This is a genomic window from Labrys sp. 22185 (assembly GCF_052045555.1).
In the GTDB taxonomy this organism is placed as follows: domain Bacteria; phylum Pseudomonadota; class Alphaproteobacteria; order Rhizobiales; family Labraceae; genus Labrys; species Labrys neptuniae.
This window is the reverse complement of record NZ_JBQEPH010000001.1, coordinates 828,215-847,348: the sequence shown is the minus strand read 5'-3', so window position 1 is coordinate 847,348 and position 19,134 is coordinate 828,215. Positions and strand designations below refer to the sequence as shown.

The window sequence follows — 19,134 nt, the reverse complement described above, 5'->3', positions numbered from 1 at the left end:
CCGATGCGTCTCAACGCCACGACCCTCGCCCACCTCAAACCCGGCATCGCCACACCGCGCTACGATCGGACCGCCATCCGGCCCGGCATCGTGCATCTGGGCACCGGCGCCTTCCATCGGGCGCATCAGGCCGTCGCCATCGATGATTGCCTGGCACGCGGCGAGACGGATTGGGCCATTCTCGGGAGTTCGCTGCGCGGCAGTCAGACGCGCGATGCCCTCGCCCTCCAGGATGGCCTCTATACGCTCGCCATACGCGACAGCGGCCGCGAGGACCTGCGCGTGATCGGTTCCGTGCTTGGCGTTACCGTTGCGCCGGAAAATCCAACCGTCCTCCTCGACCAGCTTACAGACCCGGCCATCCGGATCGTCACGCTGACCGTCACCGAAAAAGGCTATGCCGTCGATCTCGGCAGCGGCGGCCTGAGGCAGGACCATCCCGACATCGTGCATGATCTTGCCAATCCGCAGGCGCCCCGCTCGGCCCTCGGCTTCCTGGTGGAAGCGATCGCACGCCGCCGCCGCGACGGCAGCCCTCCCTTCACCGTCCTGTCCTGCGACAATCTTCCGCAAAACGGACGGACGCTGAAACGCGTGCTCGGCGAGTTCGCAACGTTGCGGGACAAGGATCTGGCCGCCTATATCGCCGGCGAGATCCCCTGCCCCTCCTCCATGGTCGACCGCATCGTGCCGGCGACGACCGATGCCGATCGCGCGGCCATTTCCTCCTCGCTCGGCCTCGAAGACGCCTGGCCGGTGCTGGGTGAGCCGTTCAGCCAATGGGTGATCGAGGATAGCTTTGCCGCCGGACGGCCGCGGCTGGAGGAAAGCGGGGTCGAGTTCACCGACGATGTCGAGCCCTTCGAGCATATGAAGCTGCGCCTGCTCAACGGCACGCATTCCACCATCGCCGCAGTAGGGCGGCTGGCCGGCTACGACTTCGTGGCGCAAGCGATCGCCGATCCCGTGTTCCGCGACCTGATCGAACGCTATTGGCAATGTGCGATCCCGACGCTCGCCATCCCGGCTGATCGGGCCTTCGCCTATACGAGGCAGCTTCTCGCCCGCTACGAGAACACCTCGCTGCATCACCGCACCGCGCAGATCGCCTCCGACGCGTCGCAGAAATTGCCGCAGCGTATTCTGTCGCCCCTGCGCGACTGCCTCGCCAAGCGCTTGCCCTGCGGCCCGCTCGTCTTCGCCGTCGCCGCCTGGATCCGTTCCTGCGGCGGCAGCGACGACCAGGGCCGTCCTCTCCCCCTCAACGATCCGACCTTCGAAGCCTGGACCGGCCAGCCCGACCAGCGCAGCACCGCGCCGCAGGCCGTGGTCGAGGCTTTTCTCGGCCTTTCTGCTGTTTTCGGCGAAGACCTGCCCCGCAGTGCGGCCTTTGTCGACGATCTGCAGGCGGCCTATCGGGCGATCGCCGCCCAGGGCGTCCTCGGCGCCGCCCAATCCTGGAGGCAGAAATGAGAGCCCTGAGCTGCGACGAACCCGGCAAGCTGAGCATCATCCAGCGCGACGAGCCGCGCCCTGCGGGGAATGAGGTGCTGGTGCGCATTCGCCATGTCGGCGTCTGCGGCACCGACTATCACATCTTCCACGGCAACCAGCCCTATCTGAGCTATCCACGTGTCATCGGACATGAGCTCGGAGCCGAGGTCGTCAGCGCGCCGCCGGGATCGGCCCTGCGCACCGGCCAGATCGTCTCGATCATGCCGACGATCTATTGCGGCCACTGCCGCGCCTGCCGGATGGGCAAGACCAATTGCTGCCAGCACCTGGAAGTCCTCGGCGTGCATCGTGACGGCGGGGCCTGCGACTTCATCGCCGTGCCGGAAGCCAACGTCATTCCAGCCGATGGCCTTACGGCGAGGCAGGCGGCCATGGTAGAATTCCTGGCCATCGGCGCCCACGGCGTGGCACGCGGCGGCATCGGGCCGGGGCAGCGCGTGGCCATCGTCGGCGCAGGCCCCATCGGCATCGCCGCCGCCGTCTTCTCCAAGGTGGCCGGCGCCCATGTCAGCGTGGTCGACATGAATCCGCGCCGCCTCGCCTTCTGCGCGGACCAATTGGGGGTGGATGCCGTCTTCGAGGCTTCGGCCGATATCCGCGACCGCCTCGACCAGGCGACGGGCGGCGATTTCTTCGATTGCGTCATCGACGCCACCGGTAGCCCCGGCGCCATGCAGAAAGGGTTCGATCTCGTCGGCCATGGCGGCGCCTATGTGCTGCTGTCGCTGGTGCGCGCGGACATCGCCTTCAATGATCCCGAGTTCCACAAGCGCGAAACCACGCTCTATGCCAGCCGCAATGCGGTCCGGCAGGATTTCGAAACCGTGCTGCAGGCCATGCGGAACGACAAGGTGCCCCTGCAGGCGCTTGCCAGCCACGAGGGCGGCCTGGACGATGCGCCGGGCCTGATACCGGAATGGTCCAAGCCGGAGACCGGCGTGATCAAGGCGATTCTGAGCGTTTAGGACTTGAGAAAATCGTGTATCGACTGGTTGTCATCCCCGGCGAGGCCGAAAGCCGAGGGAAGGGGATCCAGGGCTCATTAGGCGCAGTTCCTGGTCCCTGGATCCCCTTCCCTTCGCCCTCTACTCGCTTTGCTCGCGAGCGGCTCAGCCGGGGATGACGGAGCACTTGTTTCTGGACGCCTCCTCAGGGCGTATGGGCGGGCGACAGCCTTTCAGGGTGCCACCGTCAGCAGATTGCCCGCCAGCTTGGCGACCTGCTGGCGGATATCCGGCACGGCGACGATCTCCCAGAACGTGCCTGAGGTGATCGGCCCCACGGCGAAGAGCCGATTCGAGGGCACGCCATCGGCCCCCAGCACACCGCAGTCGAGGCCGACATCCAGCCCGAGGCCGAGCCTGTCGGGCCGTACCAAGCCCTCGGCGAGCAACTGGCGCAGAATCGGATTCTCGGTGGCGGTGACGTCGGCCGCACGCCCGCGGCATTCGAAGACGGCATCGGCATCGATCCGCCTTTCGGACGCGCCGGTACGGGCAGTATAGCGCACCACGACGCGACCGCCCTGTGGATCGAAGCCGGTAACGCGCCCCGCCACGATGGCGAGTTGTCCGGTCTGGCGCGCGGCCTCGATCCGCGCCGCGGCGTCCGGCGCCATGCGATGGCGATGGATGTCCCACCAGGCCCGGGCATGGCGCAGAAAACGCCGGCGGGCCTCCTGCGACAGGCTGCGCCACAGAGGTTGGGTATAGGGACGCAGCCCATCGACGATGGCGCGCCAGTCGCCCCCCGCCTTCTGGTGTTCGGCTACGAGCCGGCGCAGCCAGCGCGTCAGGTAGACGATGCCCGTGCCATAGGGGATGTCGGCGGCGTCGAGGCGCAGCGGCTGCACTGGCCTGTGTGCATGCGGGCTGAGGCCGCGCCTGGAAATCGCGGTGATCCGGCCGCGATGCCCGGCATGCAGCAAGGACAGGACCCGGTCGGCCATGGTGAGGCCGGTCCCGACGATGACGACATCGGCATCGGGAGAAAAGGCCGCCGGACCTGCGTCGAACCACCCGTCGAAACGCCACGGAGCCGGCGGCAGCTTGGGGCCCTCATTGCCGGTGGCGAGAATGGCGATGTCGGCGTGTAGCCGCTCGCCCCCGCCCAGTTGCACAACGACGCCCTGCCCCGTGTCGGCAAAACCCACCGCCTCGTCCTGCACGATGGCGAGGCGTCGGCTGCCGGGCCGCTGCACGAGATGCGGCGAGAGCAGATCGGCGAGATAGTCGCGATAAAGACGCCGCGGCGCGAAGGACTGCGCGTCCGGACAATGGCTACTGCTGTGCTCGCCGACCCAGCGCCAGAAATGGTCGGGATCGTCAGGATAGGCGCCCATATTGGCAGCGCGCACATTCAGGAGATGATCGGGATGGCTGGTGCCGTAGGCGATACCGGCGCCAAGCTCCCGGCTCTTCTCCACCAGCGTCACACGCAGTTCGGGATGGTGATGACGCAGGAGATGGGCCGTCATCAGCACCCCGCTCGCTCCGCCTCCGATGACCACGATATGCCTGGAGGAGACGGAAGGGCTGGTCGACATGCTGCACGCTTCAATTAATCTACCATTTTGATAGATCAAACACGTGCGTCCGACAAGCTGTCCCGGTCAGCGAATTGCAGGCAAACGCCCCTGTTGCCGGCCAATCGGTCAGATGTGGTACATCAGGGTCAGGTCGTCGAGATCCGCCAGCGCCCGCATTTCGGCAAGGGTGCGGTTGTCGAGCACGGTGGAAATGGCCTGGCGCACTTCCAGCATCATCAGGCGCACGGCGCACTGGCTCTCGTCGGAACAGTCGTCACAACGCTGATAGGCCGTTCGGCTGGCGCAGGGAATGGGTGCGAGCGGGCCGTCCAACACACGCACGATATGGCCGACGCGGATCTCGCTTGCCGGCCGGCCCAGGACATAGCCACCACCCTTGCCCTTCTTCGAATGCAGGAAGCCCGCATTCTTCAATTCACCCAGAATCGTATCGAGGAACTTCTTGGGAATGCCGTTCTGTTCGGCGATATCGGAGACCAGACAAGGCTTGCCCGGCTCAGCGCCGGCCAGATGCACCATTGCCTTGAGGCCATATTTGCCCTTTTTCGTCAGCATGCGGCCCCCGGACTGCGATTCGGAATTCCCCTTCCGCCCTCTGGTAATCGTAAAAGGGCTGATTTGCTACTCATGCCGTCTCTAAAGCCTGCCAAAGCTGGCGATAATCTGCTGCCGTATGACTTTCTGACAGGCGCGCAGAGCCGCCGAAGAGCTTCTGGCGTAGGGCGCCTTCGGCATAGGCCGTCTTGTAACGTCCCCGCCGCTGCAGTTCCGGCACCAGCAGATCGGCGACATCGCGGAAGGTCTCCGGGCGCACCGCAAAGGCGAGGTTGAAGCCGTCAATCCCCGTTTCATCGACCCAGGCTTCCAGTTCGTCGGCAACTCTGGCGGGCGAGCCGACAACGAGCGGGCCGATGCCGCCGATCGCCACATGCTCGGCGACTTCGCGTACCGTCCAGCGGCGATCGGGATCGGCGCGGGTGATATTCTCGAGCGCCGAGCGGCCGGCCTCGTTCTCGACATGCTCCACGATCGCATCGGGATCGAGCTGCGAGAAATCGACACCGGTCCAGCCCGACATCAGGGTCAGAGCCCCCTCGTGATCGGCATAACGGCGATAATCGGCGAGCTTCGCCCTCGCCTCTTCATCCGAGGGCGCCACGATCACGGTCAGCAGCGTAAAGATCAGAATGCTGGCGGGATCGCGGCCGATCCGCGCGGCCGCCTGCCGGATGGCAGCCACCCGGCTGGCGATCACCTTGCGGCTCGGCCCGGAAATGAAGACGCATTCGGCATGCCTCGCCGCAAAGCCCAGCCCCGCCGGCGACGTCCCGGCCTGGTAGAGCACGGGCGTGCGTTGCGGCGAAGGTTCGCTCAGATGCAGGGCGTCGATGCGGAAATGCGGTCCGTCATGCTGCACCTTGCGTACCCGCTCGGGTACGGTGAAGACGCCGGCTTCAGCGTCCGCGACCACAGCGTCGTCGGCCCAGCTTCCCTCCCAGAGCTTGTAGACCGCGGCCATATAGTCCTCTGCGATGGCGTAGCGATCGTCATGCGCCGTCTGCCTGTCCTTGCCGGCCCCACGAGCCGCGCTGTCGAGATAGCCGGTGACGATGTTCCAGCCGATACGCCCTTCCGTCAGATGGTCGAGCGTGGACATGCGGCGCGCGAAACCATAGGGCGGCTCATAGCTCAGATTGACGGTGACGCCGAAGCCCAGATGCCGCGTCACTGCCGCCATGGCCGGCACGAGTAGCAGGGGGTCGTTCACCGGGATCTGCGTGGCATGCTGCAGGGCCGCCGCGCCATTGCCGCCATAGACGTCGTAGACCCCCAGCACGTCAGCCAGGAACAGCCCGTCGAACAGGCCCCGCTCCAGAATGCGGGCGAGGTCGAGCCAATAATCGAGCCGGTTATAGGAGCGCGAACGATCCCTTGGATGGCGCCACAGCCCGGGGGACTGGTGCGCCACGCAATTCATCTCGAAGGCATTGAAACGGATGGGTTTGGACATCACTTGGCTTCTTTACCCTCCCCTGGAGGGGGAGGGTCGGCCTGAAAGGCCGGGGTGGGGTGAAGAGGCACTGGTCGCGATGATGATGGAAACAGCTCTATCCTGCAAAGAAATCACCCCACCCCGGACTTCGTCCGACCCTCCCCCTCCAGGGGAGGGTAAGAACCTATCCCGCCGCCGTCTTGCGGTGGGAAGGCGCCACGACATTGGCGATGACCTCACCGAAGGGGCCAGCATTGCGGGCAGGCCCGAGGTCATTGCCGGTGGTCTTCTTCAGCGGAAGCTTGGGGAAGACCAGTTCGGCGAAGCGATAGCACTCCTCCAGATGCGGATAGCCGGAGAGGATGAAGCGGTCGATGCCGAGCGCCATATATTCCTTCATGCGCTCGGCGACCTCGTCCGGGTTGCCGACCAAGGCAGTGCCGGCGCCACCGCGCACCAGGCCGACGCCGGCCCATAGATTGGGGCTGATCTCCAGCTTGTCGCGCGAACCGCCATGCAAAGCCCGCATCCGGCTCTGCCCCACCGAATCCATGCGCGCGAACACCTTCTGGGCCGTGGCGATGGTCTCGTCGTCGAGCTTGGAGATCAACGCGTCCGCCGCCTGCCAGGCCTCGGCCGAAGTTTCACGCACGATCACATGCAGGCGGATGCCGAAAGAGAGCGTGCGTCCATATCTGGCGGCGACCGCCTTGGCATTGGCGATCTTCTCGGCCACCTGCTGGGGCGGCTCGCCCCAAGTCAGGTAGACGTCGACATGCTTGCCGGCGACCTCGTTGCCAGCCTCCGACGAGCCGCCGAAGTAGAGCGGCGGATAGGGCTGGTTGACCGGCGGATAGAGCAGCACGCCATCCTCGATGCGCAGGTGCTTGCCCTCGCGGGTGACCTTGCCGCCCTGCAGCAGCTCGCGCCAGATATCAAGGAATTCGTCGGTAACCTCGTAGCGTTCCTTGTGGTCGAGGAAGACGCCGTCCCCCTTCAATTCCACGGGATCGCCGCCGGTGACGACATTGATGAGCAGGCGACCATCCGAGAGCCGGTCGAGCGTCGCCGCCGAGCGGGCCGCGAAGGCCGGCGTGGTCAGGCCGGGACGGATCGCCACCAGGAAACGCAGGCGCTTGGTCAGCGGCACCATGGCCGAGGCGATGACCCAGCTGTCTTCGCAGGATCGCCCGGTAGGCAGCAGCACCCCAAAATAGCCGAGGTCGTCGGCTGCCTTGGCAATCTGCGAGAGGTAGCCGAGCGAGACATGCCGGGCCCCCTGCTCGCTGCCGAGATAGCGCCCGTCGCCATGGGTCGGCAGGAACCAGAGCACGTCGGTTTCCTGGGCAGGCGGGGGCAGGTCGAGATCATAGGGCATGGTAAAGTCTCTGGTCGTATACTTGGACATTGCCGGGAAGCGACGAAAGCGCCGACTTTGTCAGGAAAGGAGCTGGATTGCCGGGTCAAGCCCGGCAATGACAAAGGTCGAGCGGGTTGGATTTCCAGTGTTCATGGACAATCCTCCGGTCAGATGGCGCCGTGGCGTGGCGGGTTGATGCCATTGAGCCAGTAGTCGCCGATGGCGCGATATTTCCAACGCACGGGATCGTGCACGGTGTGGGTGCGGGCGTTGCGCCAGAAGCGGTCGAAACCGAACTGGGTCTGAGTGGCGCGCGAGCCGGCGAATTCGATCAGCTTGCTGCCGGCCAGCAGCGACGCCTCGGTTGAGGCAACCTTGGCCTCGGCAACGGCCACCGAAGCAGCCGCGACCGTTTCCACCGTGGGATCGGCCACGGCAATGTCGGAAAAGCGCCCTGCCCGCTCCAGCAAGGCATCGGAGGCGGCCACGCGGATCTTCACCTCGCCAATGCCGGCGATGGTGTAGGGATCCTCGTAGCCGTGATCGAGGCCGCTGTCCTTCCAGGGACGAGCATGCTTCTTCACGAAGCTCAAGGTCTCGGCGAGGGCAGCCCGTGCGATGCCGGCTTCGACGGCGGCGTGCATGATCTGCGCCACCGGCCCCATCGATGTGGGCCGATCGAAGACGGCCTTCAGCGAGATCACCGAAAAGGGATGCACCTCGACATTGTCGAGCGTGGTGGTGCCCGAGCCGGTGACCCTTTGGCCGAAGCCGGCCCAATCGTCGATGACCTCGAGACCCGGGGTCTGGCGCGGCACGAAGGAGATGGTGGAACGACCCTCGTCGTCATTGGCGACCACGGCCACCCAATGGGCGAACAAGGCACCGGTGCAATAGAATTTGCGCCCGTTGAGCCGCAGCACCGGCCCGTCCTTGCTGAGGCGGGTGTTGTGGTCCTGCGCCGTCTTAGTGCCGATCTCGGACAGGGCATTGCCGATGCGCTCGCCGGCCAGGATGCGACCGTAGAAGAAGCGTTTCTGCTCTTCGCTGCCTTCCAGGCGCAAGGCGTGCAGGATGAAGAAGTGATTCTGCGGAATCTGGCCGATCGAGCCATCCGCCGCGGAAAGAAGTGCAATCACCTCGGCCAGCGTACCGGACGATACTTCGGCACCGCCATAGGCCTTTGGCACGGTGATGGCGAGGAGGCCGGCATCGGACAGCCAGTCGAGTTCCTCATAAGGCAAGCGCCGCTCGCGGTCGCGCTCGATCGCGGTTTCGGCAATCCTGGCCGCGACCTCACGCGCGGCAGCGAGCGCCTCGGCATCGTCCTTGATGATATGGGCCTTGCCGGCCCGCAGGGGTGGTGCCCGGAACGCGACGAGGCGCTCGGGCGGGGTATCGGCGGTCAGGGCGGCGGCGGTGGGCATGATTGAGTCCTATTCCGGGTGCGCGGGNTTCGATGTTTCCAAAAGCGGGCGAGACGCCCGCGCACCCGGAGAAATCAACTCCAGGGATGGCGCGGCGGGCTCACGCCATTCAGGGCGTGGTTGCCGACATGATAGAATTTCCAGCGCACCGGATCGTGCAGCGTATGGGTGCGCGCGTTGCGCCAATGCCGGTCCAGATTGTACTGGCCCAGGGTCGAGCGCGTGCCGCCCAGTTCGTGCAGCTTGTTGGTGGCGAGGATGGCGATCTCAGTGGTCAGCACCTTGGCCTCGGCAACCGCGACGGCAGCCGTCGTCACGCCCTCCTCGGTGGGATGCTCCACGATGGCGTCAACAGCCCGTCCCGCCTTCTCCAGCAGGGCCTCGGCGGCATGAAGCTTGATCTTGAGGTCACCGATCTGGGCGATGGTGAAGACATCCTCATAGCCATGCTCCTGACCACTATCGATCCAGGGACGGACATTGTTGCGCACGAACTTGATGGTGTCCTCGATGGTGCCGCGCGCGATGCCGGCATCGACGGCCGCCTGGATGATCTGGGAGACCGCTCCGTTGGTCGAGGGATTCTCGCCGCCGAGATAGGCCGGTATCACCCCCTCGGCCCCCACCCGCACATTGTCGATATGGACATTGCCGCTCGCGGTGGTGCGCTGACCGAAGCTCGACCAATTGTCGATGATGGTAAGCCCCTCGGCGTCACGCGGCACGATGGCCAGATTCACCTTGCCGGCCGGATCGACGGCGCCGATATGGATGTAATGCGCGAACAGCGCCCCGGTGGCATAGAATTTCTCGCCCTTGACCCGATAGCCGTCGCCATCCGGGGTCAGCGTGGTCTCGAAGGCGCCGACATGCTTGGACTTGGCCTCGGAGAAGGCGTTGCCGAGCCGATAGCCCGCGAGCACGCGGCCGAACCACAATTTCTTCTGCTCTTCCGAAGCGGTGGACCTGATGACGTCAACCGCAGCAAGGTGGTTCTGCGGGATCTGGCCGATGGAAGGATCGGCGGCCGAGATCAGCTTGATCACCTCCGTCAGCGTCACCCAGGAGACGCCGGCGCCGCCATAGGCCTTGGGAATGGTGATGCCCCAAAGGCCGCTCTTGGAGAAACGGTCGAGCTCGGCTGCCGGCAGGATACGGTCGCGGTCGCGCAACGCCGCCCCGGCTGCGAATTCAGCCGCCAGGGTCGTGGCTGTTTCGATCGCCTCGGCATCGGAGGCGATGACATGGGCCTGGGGCTCGAGGTCGAATTGGGGCGGCGCGGAGGTGAGTGGCGGCGCAACGGAAATGGTCATGGTGATCCCGGTCTTGTTCAATCAGGCAGGATGGAAGCCGCCATAGCCACCCTGGGCATAGACGAGCGGCCTGCCATCGGCGGTGCGGATGCCGCGCACGGCGCCGATGATGATGGAGTGGCTGTGGCGGTCGATGAATTCCTCGACCTCGCAATCGACAGAGGCGAGCGCTCCTTCGAGCGCCAGGGCGCCGGTGAACAGGCGGTTCCAGCCGGCGTTCTCATAGCGGGCGGCACCCTTGATACCGCCCCGCCCCGCAAAGCGGTCGGCGATGTGGCGCTGATGGTCTGCCAGGATGTTCACGCAATAATGGCCGTAGCGGCGGATGACCGGCCAGGCCGAGGCATCGCGATTGACGCAGATGATCATGGTCGGCGGCTCGACCGACAGCGACACGGCCGAGGTCGCCGTGAGACCGGTACGCTCGTCCCCTTCACCCGCGGTGATCACGCTGACGCCGCCGGCAACCAACCGCATGGCGTCGCGCAGATTCGACCCCGTAACCGGCGGCAGCTTCACGGCGATATTCATGTTCGTATCCGTCATCTGAAAGAAGCAGCGGAGGCCTCGCCTCCCCTTTCTTGGTGCACCCAGCGGCGCGTCGTGGGCGGATCGTGCAACAGCAACAATCTTATGTCTATAGATTTTATAGAATTTATGGCCAAAAAATTACGAAGGATCTCTCTTCGCAACGATCAATATAACGCTGTGACAGCCGACACGGCCAGCAGGAGCCGTCCATCGTCCCGGCTGATTATACCGGCAGCGACTCGACCTTTGTCATTGCCGGGCTTGACCCGGCAATCCAGGCTGTAGCGCAGTCCTTCTACCGCCGGCCTTATGGATGCCCGGGCCAAGCCCGGGCATGACAAAGGTCAGCGCCTTTATGGTTCTGGCTCAGACACGCCGCTGCACGAGACAGCAACGTGCATTCGACCAATGCCACCCTACCAGGCCGGCTGGATCGCGCCCTTGAAGTTGGCGTTGATGAAATCGGCCACTTCCTGATTCTGATAGGAGGCCACCAGCTTCTTGAAGATCGGCTTGTCCTTGTCGGCCTCGCGCACGGCGATGAAGTTGCCATAGGGATTGTTGGTGCGGCTTTCCTGGATCAACGCATCCTTGGCTGGCGTCAGGCCGGCGCCGAGGGCGTAGTTGGTGTTGATCACTGCGCCGTCGAGGTCGGGCAGCAGATTGGCAAGCTGCGAGGCCTCGATCTCCTTGAACTCGACCTTCTTGGGATTGTCGGTAACGTCAAGCACGCTCGGCACCTGGCCTTCGGCGGTCTTCAGCTTGATCAGGCCGTTGGCTTCCAGGAGCTTGAGGGCCCGGCCGCCATTGGACGGATCGTTGGGAATGCCGATGACGGCGCCTTCCTTCAGATCGGCAAAAGCCTTCAGCTTCTTCGAATAGAGGGCGATCGGCTGCACCAGCGTATAGCCGATCGGCACGATCTTGTAGCCGCGGGCCGCGATCTGGCTGTCGAGATAGGGCTTGTGCTGGAAGGCGTTGGCGTCGAGGTCGCCCTTCTCGAGTGCCTCGTTGGGAATGGCGTAGTCGGAGAAGGAGACCAGTTCGATGTCGAGGCCATCCTTGGCGGCGACCTTCTTGGCCACCTCCCAGATGCGCTCCTCGTCACCACCCATGACACCGAGCTTGAGCTTCTCGGCGGCAAAGGCCGCGCCGGCCGGAGCCAGAGCGAAGACCAGGGCCAGGGCGGCGCCGGCGAGGCGGCGGCGTGTCAATGTGTAGGCGGACATGGAAGTCTTTCCTGTTTTAGATAGACGTTGAATCATGCCGAGAGACCGTGGAAACGACCCTCGATTCCCTCCCGCAAATCACGGCTTTCATCCAATGATCCGCGGGGTGTTCCGGTCCCGGATGCTACGGCATCGTCGGGACTGACATCAGTCCTGTCGCACGCGCTTGTTGAGCTTGCGGGCAGCCAGGTCGCCCGCCGACTGCACGCCCTGCACGAGCAGGATGAGAATGACGACCACGGCCCCCATCACTTCGGGCATGAAGCGCTGATAGCCATAGCGGATGGCGACGTCGCCCAACCCGCCACCGCCGACCACGCCGGCCATGGCCGAATAGCCGATCAGGCTGACCGTGGTGAGGGTGAGGCCGAGCACGAGACCCGGCCGCGCCTCGGGAAACAGCACCTTGCGGATGATCTGGAAGGGTGTGGCGCCGAAGGAACGCGCCGCCTCGATCAGCCCGGCGTCGACCTCGCGAATGGCGCTCTCGACGATGCGTGCGATGAAGGGCGCCACCGCGATGGTCAGGGGCACAATCACGCCTTTCAGGCCGATCGAACTGCCGACCAGCAGCCTTGTGAACGGAATGATCGCGACGATGAGGATGATGAAAGGCACCGAGCGCACCGCGTTGACGATCGCGCCAAGCACCGCATTCACCTTGGGAGAAGCCAGCAATTCGCCGCGCCGGCTGGTGGCGAGGAAGATGCCGAGGGGCAGGCCCAGGATCGTCCCGAACAGGATGGACACGCCGACCATGATCAGGGAATCGCCGGTCGCGCCCCAGATGACCTTGAGGATCTCAGGCGACATAACCGATCACCTCCCCTTGCAGATTGAGCCTCTCCACCGCCGAGACCACGGCAAGCCGGGTCGCTTCGTCGCCGGGCACCGAAACCAGAAGCGCCCCGAAGGGTTCGCCGCCGATCGTGTCGATGCGGCCGGCCAGGATGTTGATGTCGATGCCGAGAATGGTGGTCAAACGGCTGACCACCGGCGCTGTGGCGTGCGAGCCGGTGAAGGTGATGCGCAACACCGCCTGGCTGCCCGGGCTCGGCTGGTCCGAGAGCCGGCGGGCGAGATCGGCCGGCAGTTCGACACCGGTGACCCCGCGCACGAAACTGGCCGTGGTGGCGTGGCGCGGCTGGGTCAGCACCTCGAAGGCCCGCCCCGTCTCGATCAGCTTGCCGGCTTCCAGCACGGCAACCCGATGGCAGATCTCCTTGATCACCGACATTTCGTGGGTGATCAGTACGATGGTGACGCCGAGGCGCTGGTTGATATCGGCCAGCAGGGCCAGAATGGAGGCCGTCGTCTCCGGGTCGAGCGCCGAGGTCACCTCGTCGCCGAGCAGGATCTTGGGCCGGGTCGCCAAGGCGCGGGCGATGCCGACACGCTGCTTCTGGCCGCCCGACAGCTCCGCCGGATAGCGGTTGCGTTTGTCTGAGAGCCCGACAAGGTCGAGCAACGGCTCGACGCGGTCCCGGATTTCGGCGACGCCGATACCGGCCACTTCCAGGGGAAGCGCCACATTCTCGAAGACCGTGCGCGAGGACAAAAGATTGAAATGTTGGAACACCATGCCGATGGACCGGCGGACCGGGCGCAACTGGCTTTCGCTCAGGGCATCGATCTCGATGCCGTCGACGACGACACGGCCATTTGTCGGCCGCTCCAGCCCATTGATCAGCCGCAGCAGCGTCGATTTGCCGGCACCGCTGCGCCCGATCACGCCGAAGATCTCGCCGCGCGGGATTTCCAGGCTGAGATCGTCGAGCGCGAACACGGCCGCACTGCCCTTGCGCGCAGCAAAGGAACGCGACACGCGCTCGAAGCGCACGATCGGCCCGCCTGCCTCCGCCTCACCAGGCAAGGTCAGGTTTTCCACTCTCACAGGTGCGTTCACGCGACCAGTTCCTCCAGCAGGGAGTGCAGGCGCCTGGCGACCTGGCCTGAAAGATAGCGTTCGGCATCACGCGGACCCACGAAGGTCATGCCGTCGAACCGGCTGAAGCGCCGGCTGGCGGCATGAAACGCAAAGCGGCGCGCCTGGGGTTCGCGCACCACGATGCCGACTGCGGCACCGGAGATCTCAATAACATAGGATTCGGAATTGGAGGGATGGGACATGGATAAAGCCGCCACCTGGTGGCGCTCCGAAAAACAGGGAATGCATGTGATTATACGGGCTTCAGCAACAACAGCAGCCGCAACACATCTTTCCGTCTGGCTTTCCGATATCCGTTCCGCTGACAACGATCATGGGACACTTCCTGTCTGGAGCCCACGACATCAGCCGTGGCGCTTTAGCGTTTGATGACGCGGCGCAAGCTGCTCGCTCAAATCCCCGCGACCGACTCCCTGGGAAGCCGATGACACAAAAATAAATAGTCCACAAAATTAGTCAACTGTTGTTCGGCGATTTTTTCGATGTCCACAACCGGGCATCCCGAACAGCGTTGCGCCTTTACATAAACCGCTGTCGGGCGAAACTCAACCTGCCGTAATGATCAGACAATAAGCACAAAGCAGGCCGGCAACGCTTCGAGTCACTAGTCGAAACCGCACGCTCGCCATATACAGGGCACAATTGCGTGTTTTTCGTCGACGAGACACGGCGAAAGACGCCATATCGGCCTGTCTCCGCCCTTCACCGGCAGGTCGATGACGGTATTTGTGCCGGAATTTCTGTCCGGCACGGCCAGCATTCCGCCCTCCGGCGGCTTCTTCCTCTTACAGATATTTGCGAAAGACCTTCCAGCCCAGCCTGCCGTCGGCCCCCTTGTGCCACGAGCCAAAGCAGCAGAGATTGGAACGGTTTGAGGCTGGCACCCTGCCGCGTCAGATGATCGGCGGCAGCCATTCCTCCCGGGATGACAAAATACGGCCGCCGGAGGAGATGCTTTCAGGTTGGGACGCGCTTCCTGCCCGAAATCATCTGCTTGAATATTGAGAAAATGCAGTACGTGCTGGCTTCGTCCGAGCGATGAAACCGGAGGTTCTGCAAGGGGAGTCATAACGCTCGGCAGAGGCCAAGCCCGGAGTGGCGACCGCAATCGCTTCACCGGGAAGGGTCAGGCGCGCGACTTTGGTCGTGCGGGTGCCGCAAGAGAGGAAGCGAGACGTGCTGGACGCGTTTTTCAAACTGAAGGAACAGGGCACTTCGGTGCGGACGGAGGTGATCGCCGGCATCACCACCTTCCTCACCATGGCCTACATCATCTTCGTCAATCCGGAGATCCTGTCGACCACCGGCATGGACCGCAATGCGGTCTTCGTCGCGACCTGCCTGGCAGCCGCCCTCGGCTCGCTGATCATGGGCCTGGTCGCCCGGTGGCCGATCGGCATGGCGCCGGGCATGGGCCTGAACGCCTTCTTTGCCTTCACCGTCGTCGCCACCATGGGCTTTACCTGGCAGCAGGCCCTCGGCGCGGTGTTCATCTCCGGCTGTATCTTCCTGCTCCTGACCGTCACCGGCGTGCGCAGTTGGCTGATCGCCGGCATTCCGCATTCGATGCGATCGGCCATCGCGGCCGGCATCGGCCTGTTCCTCGGCATCATCGCCCTCAAGAGCTCCGGCATCGTGGTCGCCAGCCCCGCCACGCTGGTGACCCTGGGGTCGCTCAAGGAAACCGGCACGCTGCTGGCCATCCTCGGCTTCTTCATCATCGCAGCCCTCGACGTGCTCAAGGTACGCGGCGCCATCCTGATCGGTATTCTCGTCATCACCGCGCTTTCGATCGCGCTCGGCGTCAGCAAGTTCGGTGGCGTCATTTCCATGCCGCCCTCCATCCTGCCGACCTTCCTGCAGCTCGACCTCGTGGGCGCCATGCATGCGGGCCTGGTGCATGTCATCCTGGTGTTCGTGCTGGTCGAGGTGTTCGATGCGACCGGTACGCTGATCGGTGTCGCCAAGCGCGCCGGCCTGATTCAACCCGACAAGCCCAACCGGCTCGGCCGCGCTTTGCTGGCCGACAGCTCCGCCATCCTCGCCGGCTCGCTACTCGGCACCTCCTCGACCACCGCCTATGTCGAAAGCGTGTCCGGCGTGCAGGCTGGCGGGCGCACCGGCCTCACCGCCATCGTCATCGCCATCCTGTTCCTGGCCGCCCTGTTCTTCTCACCACTCGCCGGGTCCGTGCCTGTTTACGCCACCGCGCCGGCGCTGCTTTATGTCGCCTGCTTGATGATGCGCGAACTGCTCGAGGTGGAGTGGGACGACATCACCGAGGCCGCTCCGGCCGCGCTGACCGCGCTGATGATGCCCTTTACCTACTCCATCGCCAACGGCCTTGCCTTCGGCTTCATCAGCTATTGCGCCCTCAAGACCCTCACCGGCCGCCCGCAGCAGGTGCATCTGGCCACCTGGCTGGTCGCCGTCCTGTTCGTGGTCCGCTTCGCCTTCTTCTCGGGTGGTTGAGATTCCGATCGTCGGAGAACGGCACAAACAAAAGGGCCGGGGCAGCATCGCTGCCCCGGCTTTTTCGTATAAGCGGCAGGATCAGACGTAGGAGAGAATGCGGCTCGCCAATTGCGAATTGCGGTCCTCGTCGCGGCGCGGGCGCGGCAGCTCGACGGCCAGGTCGAGCGCGACGGCGCCTTCACGCAGCACGATGACCCGGTCGGCCAGCGCGACCGCTTCCGACACGTCGTGGGTGATCAGGATGGCGGTGAAGCCATGCTCGCGCCAGATCCGCGAGAGCAATTGATGCATCTCCACCCGCGTCATGGCATCGAGCGCGCCGAAGGGCTCGTCGAGCAGCAGGATGTCGGGCCGGCTGACCAGGGCGCGCGCCAGGGCAACACGCTGCCTCTGCCCGCCCGACAACACGCTCGGCCATTCATTGGCCCGGTCTCCGAGCCCTACTTCATCGAGCGCGGCCTGCGCCAGGCCGCGCCAATTGGGGCCACGCGCAATGCCGACATTGCCGATCACACGCTGCCAGGGCAGCAGCCGCGCATCCTGGAACATCAGCCTTGCGCCGGCATGGGCTCCCTGAAAGGCCGCTCCGCCCACCGAGACCTCGCCGGCGCTGGGTCGATCGAGACCCGCGATGAGGCGCAGAAGCGTGGATTTGCCGCCGCCCGAGCGCCCGACCACGGCGACGAATTCGCCGGGCTCGATGGTGAGGTTGAGCCTGTCGAGCACCACGCGATGATCGAAGGCCTTGGAAGCCCCCTTCAACTCGATCGCCAGCCCCTTGGGCTTCGGCGCCGGCCGGGCGAAATCGGACGGGGCCAGGCTGTTACGCGTCAGTTCGGGGGCGAAATAGCCATCCTCTATAGGGAGCAGAGCATTGGTCATGCCAGTGCCTCCCGGCGGGGCCGCGCATAGGTGGGATGCCATTGCAGGGCAGCCTGTTCGAGCAGCTTCACCAAAGTGTCCGAGAGCTTGCCGAGCACGGCATAGATGATCACGCCGAGCAGGATCACATCCGTCTGCAGGAATTCACGGGCATTCATGGTCATGTAGCCGATCCCGGAGGAGGCCGAGATGGTCTCGGCCACGATCAGCGTCAGCCACATGATGCCGAGGCCGTAGCGCAGGCCCACGAAGACCGATGGCAGGGCGCCCGGCAGGATTACCCGCCAGAACCGGGCCACTGGCCCCAGGCCGTAGACGCGTGCCATCTCGGTGAGATGCGGATCGATGGTGCGGATGCCGTGATAGGTATTGATGTAGACGGGAAAGAGCACGCCGAGAACGACCAGGAAGATCTTGGCGCTTTCGCCGATGCCGAACCACAGGATCACCAGCGGAATGATGGCCAGATGCGGCACGTTGCGCAGCATCTGCAAAGTGGAGTCGAGCAGCAATTCGGCCGGACGCCAGACGCCGTTGGCGACGCCGAGCGCGAAGCCGATCAGGCCGCCAATGGCCAGGCCCTGCAGGGCGCGTCCGGCACTGACACCGACATTGTGCAGGAGGGTGCCATCCTGGAGGGTCTGCCAGAAGGCGAGCGCCACTGCGCTCGGCGCCGACAACACTCGCGCCTGCAGCCAGCCGAGATCGGCGGCAAGCTCCCAGCCGGCCAGCAGCAGCACCGGCAGCAACCAGGGCACCAGGCGCCGGGCCAGTCCATTCAAGCGTCGCGAAGCCATCGGCCCCTCCCTTGTCAGAGCGTCACGCCTGGGCGGAGCGCATCGGCGATCTTGATCGCCTTGGGAATGAGGCCGAGCTTATGGAAGGTATCGGCGATCTGCTGCTGGGCGGCCACCGTCTCGGCCGTGATCGGCTGCACGTTCCAGGATTGCCGGCCGAGCGCCAGCTTGAGCACGGGGGCCGGAATGCCGACGGCGGGGGCCAACTCTTTCGCCGCTTCGTCGACATGGTCCTTCGCCCATTGGTCGATCTCGTTGATGGCGGCGAGGACGGCGTCGATCGCGGCCGGATTGGCTTCGGTGAAGGAGCGCTCGCCCAGATAGAACTGCCGGTTGGCGACCAGGCCCTCGCCATTGGCAAGCTGGCGCGCCTCGACGGCGATCTCCGCAGCCGCCTGGAAGGGATCCCAGATTACCCAGGCATCGATGTCGCCATGCTCGAAGGCGGCCCGCGCATCGGAAGGTGTGAGGAACACCGTCTGGATGTCGCCATAGGCCAGCCCGGCCTTTTCCAGCGCCTTGACCAGGAGATAGTGGACGTTCGATCCCTTGTTCAGCCCGACCTTCTTGCCCTTGAGTTCCGCCACCGATTGCAGCGGGCTGTCCTTGCGCACCAGGATCGCCTCGCTGAGCGGGGCCGCCGGCTCGTTGGCGACATAGACCAGCGGTGCGCCGGCCGCCTGGGCGAAGATCGGCGGAGCCTCGCCGGTGATGCCGAAATCCAGCGCGCCGACGTTCAGGGCTTCCAGCAATTGCGGACCACCGGGAAACTCCGTCCAGGTCACGCCGAAACCCAGGGGCTCGAGCTTGCGTTCAAGATTGCCGCGCGCCTTCAGCAACAGGAAAGTGCCGTATTTCTGGTAGCCGACACGGATCGTCTTCGTCGCGGCGCGCGCGGGTCCGAGGGCGGCGGTCACGGCGAGAGCGGGCGCGGCGGCAAGCAGAGAGCGGCGGGTCCAGAGCGCAGTCATCAGGTCATCCTTGAGGGTATCGGCACCATAATCCCAATAGTTGATAGATTTAGTCAATAATTAATTTCCGGACTTGACTGCATGAATTTTGCCCGAGATTCAGGTCGCGCTTCCCTCACGGACTGTTCGTGGGCTGATTCCGATC

At 64.7% G+C, this 19,134-nt stretch carries 18 protein-coding genes; 4 read left to right on the top strand and 14 right to left on the bottom strand.

What is annotated here, in order from left to right; genetic code table 11:
- Positions 1 to 3 precede the first annotated feature (3 nt).
- Both ACTJKX_RS03965 and ACTJKX_RS03960 read left to right on the top strand, forming a co-directional pair.
- A complete protein-coding gene (locus ACTJKX_RS03965; RefSeq protein ID WP_440724435.1) occupies positions 4 to 1,473 on the top strand; it encodes a mannitol dehydrogenase family protein in 1,470 nt (489 codons plus the stop codon).
- A complete protein-coding gene (locus tag ACTJKX_RS03960) occupies positions 1,470 to 2,480 on the top strand; it encodes a zinc-binding alcohol dehydrogenase family protein (RefSeq protein ID WP_440724434.1) in 1,011 nt (336 codons plus the stop codon). The genes ACTJKX_RS03965 and ACTJKX_RS03960 overlap by 4 nt, the downstream gene beginning before the upstream one ends.
- A gap of 212 nt (positions 2,481 to 2,692) precedes the next feature.
- On the opposite strand, the gene ACTJKX_RS03955 is transcribed toward ACTJKX_RS03960, so the two are convergent.
- The 11 genes from ACTJKX_RS03955 to ACTJKX_RS03905 all read right to left on the bottom strand — a co-directional run bounded on the left by ACTJKX_RS03955 (position 2,693) and on the right by ACTJKX_RS03905 (position 14,046).
- A complete protein-coding gene (locus ACTJKX_RS03955) occupies positions 2,693 to 4,060 on the bottom strand; it encodes an FAD/NAD(P)-binding protein (RefSeq protein WP_367625671.1) in 1,368 nt (455 codons plus the stop codon).
- Between the two features lie 108 nt (positions 4,061 to 4,168).
- Positions 4,169 to 4,618 carry an RrF2 family transcriptional regulator gene (locus ACTJKX_RS03950; RefSeq protein ID WP_105865248.1) on the bottom strand — a complete coding sequence of 150 codons (450 nt, stop codon included), beginning with the start codon at positions 4,616 to 4,618 and terminating at the stop codon, positions 4,169 to 4,171.
- A 70-nt stretch (positions 4,619 to 4,688) separates the two neighbouring features.
- Entirely contained in the window at positions 4,689 to 6,074 is a 1,386-nt protein-coding gene (locus ACTJKX_RS03945; protein ID WP_415083685.1) for an LLM class flavin-dependent oxidoreductase, read from the bottom strand.
- Positions 6,075 to 6,240: 166 nt separating this feature from the next.
- Positions 6,241 to 7,434 (bottom strand): FMNH2-dependent alkanesulfonate monooxygenase, encoded by a 1,194-nt coding sequence (gene ssuD / locus ACTJKX_RS03940; RefSeq protein ID WP_440724433.1) that lies wholly within the window; start codon positions 7,432 to 7,434, stop codon positions 6,241 to 6,243.
- 149 nt (positions 7,435 to 7,583) lie between these two features.
- On the bottom strand, positions 7,584 to 8,843 hold the full coding sequence (locus tag ACTJKX_RS03935; RefSeq protein WP_311933104.1) for an SfnB family sulfur acquisition oxidoreductase: 1,260 nt from the start codon (positions 8,841 to 8,843) through the stop codon (positions 7,584 to 7,586).
- 74 nt (positions 8,844 to 8,917) lie between these two features.
- Positions 8,918 to 10,156: an SfnB family sulfur acquisition oxidoreductase gene (locus tag ACTJKX_RS03930; protein ID WP_440724432.1), complete on the bottom strand. Its 1,239-nt coding sequence runs from the start codon at positions 10,154 to 10,156 to the stop codon at positions 8,918 to 8,920.
- A gap of 21 nt (positions 10,157 to 10,177) precedes the next feature.
- Positions 10,178 to 10,687, bottom strand: a complete 510-nt coding sequence (locus tag ACTJKX_RS03925) for a flavin reductase family protein (RefSeq protein WP_440724431.1) — start codon at positions 10,685 to 10,687, stop codon at positions 10,178 to 10,180.
- Between the two features lie 416 nt (positions 10,688 to 11,103).
- Complete coding sequence (locus ACTJKX_RS03920; RefSeq protein ID WP_311933107.1) at positions 11,104 to 11,916, bottom strand: MetQ/NlpA family ABC transporter substrate-binding protein; 813 nt, start codon at positions 11,914 to 11,916, stop codon at positions 11,104 to 11,106.
- A 147-nt stretch (positions 11,917 to 12,063) separates the two neighbouring features.
- On the bottom strand, positions 12,064 to 12,729 hold the full coding sequence (locus ACTJKX_RS03915; protein WP_394309826.1) for a methionine ABC transporter permease: 666 nt from the start codon (positions 12,727 to 12,729) through the stop codon (positions 12,064 to 12,066).
- Positions 12,719 to 13,822 (bottom strand): methionine ABC transporter ATP-binding protein, encoded by a 1,104-nt coding sequence (locus ACTJKX_RS03910; RefSeq protein WP_394309828.1) that lies wholly within the window; start codon positions 13,820 to 13,822, stop codon positions 12,719 to 12,721. The genes ACTJKX_RS03915 and ACTJKX_RS03910 overlap by 11 nt, the downstream gene beginning before the upstream one ends.
- Positions 13,819 to 14,046: a hypothetical protein gene (locus ACTJKX_RS03905; protein ID WP_068287353.1), complete on the bottom strand. Its 228-nt coding sequence runs from the start codon at positions 14,044 to 14,046 to the stop codon at positions 13,819 to 13,821. The genes ACTJKX_RS03910 and ACTJKX_RS03905 overlap by 4 nt, the downstream gene beginning before the upstream one ends.
- Between ACTJKX_RS03905 and ACTJKX_RS03900 the strand changes: the two genes are divergently transcribed.
- Entirely contained in the window at positions 14,045 to 14,233 is a 189-nt protein-coding gene (locus tag ACTJKX_RS03900; protein ID WP_440724430.1) for a hypothetical protein, read from the top strand. The two genes, ACTJKX_RS03905 and ACTJKX_RS03900, sit on opposite strands and share 2 nt — an antisense overlap.
- Positions 14,234 to 15,040: 807 nt before the next feature.
- The gene (locus ACTJKX_RS03895; RefSeq protein WP_311933112.1) at positions 15,041 to 16,336 is read left to right on the top strand and encodes an NCS2 family permease; all 1,296 of its coding nucleotides are present in this window, start codon (positions 15,041 to 15,043) and stop codon (positions 16,334 to 16,336) included.
- Between the two features lie 81 nt (positions 16,337 to 16,417).
- Here ACTJKX_RS03895 and ACTJKX_RS03890 read toward each other — a convergent pair whose 3' ends face one another.
- The 3 genes from ACTJKX_RS03890 to ACTJKX_RS03880 are packed head-to-tail and all read right to left on the bottom strand — an operon-like array spanning position 16,418 to position 18,989.
- The gene (locus ACTJKX_RS03890) at positions 16,418 to 17,221 is read right to left on the bottom strand and encodes an ATP-binding cassette domain-containing protein (RefSeq protein ID WP_311933114.1); all 804 of its coding nucleotides are present in this window, start codon (positions 17,219 to 17,221) and stop codon (positions 16,418 to 16,420) included.
- On the bottom strand, positions 17,218 to 18,018 hold the full coding sequence (locus tag ACTJKX_RS03885; protein ID WP_311933116.1) for an ABC transporter permease subunit: 801 nt from the start codon (positions 18,016 to 18,018) through the stop codon (positions 17,218 to 17,220). Before ACTJKX_RS03885 ends, ACTJKX_RS03890 begins: the two co-directional genes overlap by 4 nt.
- A gap of 14 nt (positions 18,019 to 18,032) precedes the next feature.
- Positions 18,033 to 18,989 (bottom strand): sulfonate ABC transporter substrate-binding protein, encoded by a 957-nt coding sequence (locus ACTJKX_RS03880; protein ID WP_394310108.1) that lies wholly within the window; start codon positions 18,987 to 18,989, stop codon positions 18,033 to 18,035.
- Positions 18,990 to 19,134: the final 145 nt, after the last annotated feature.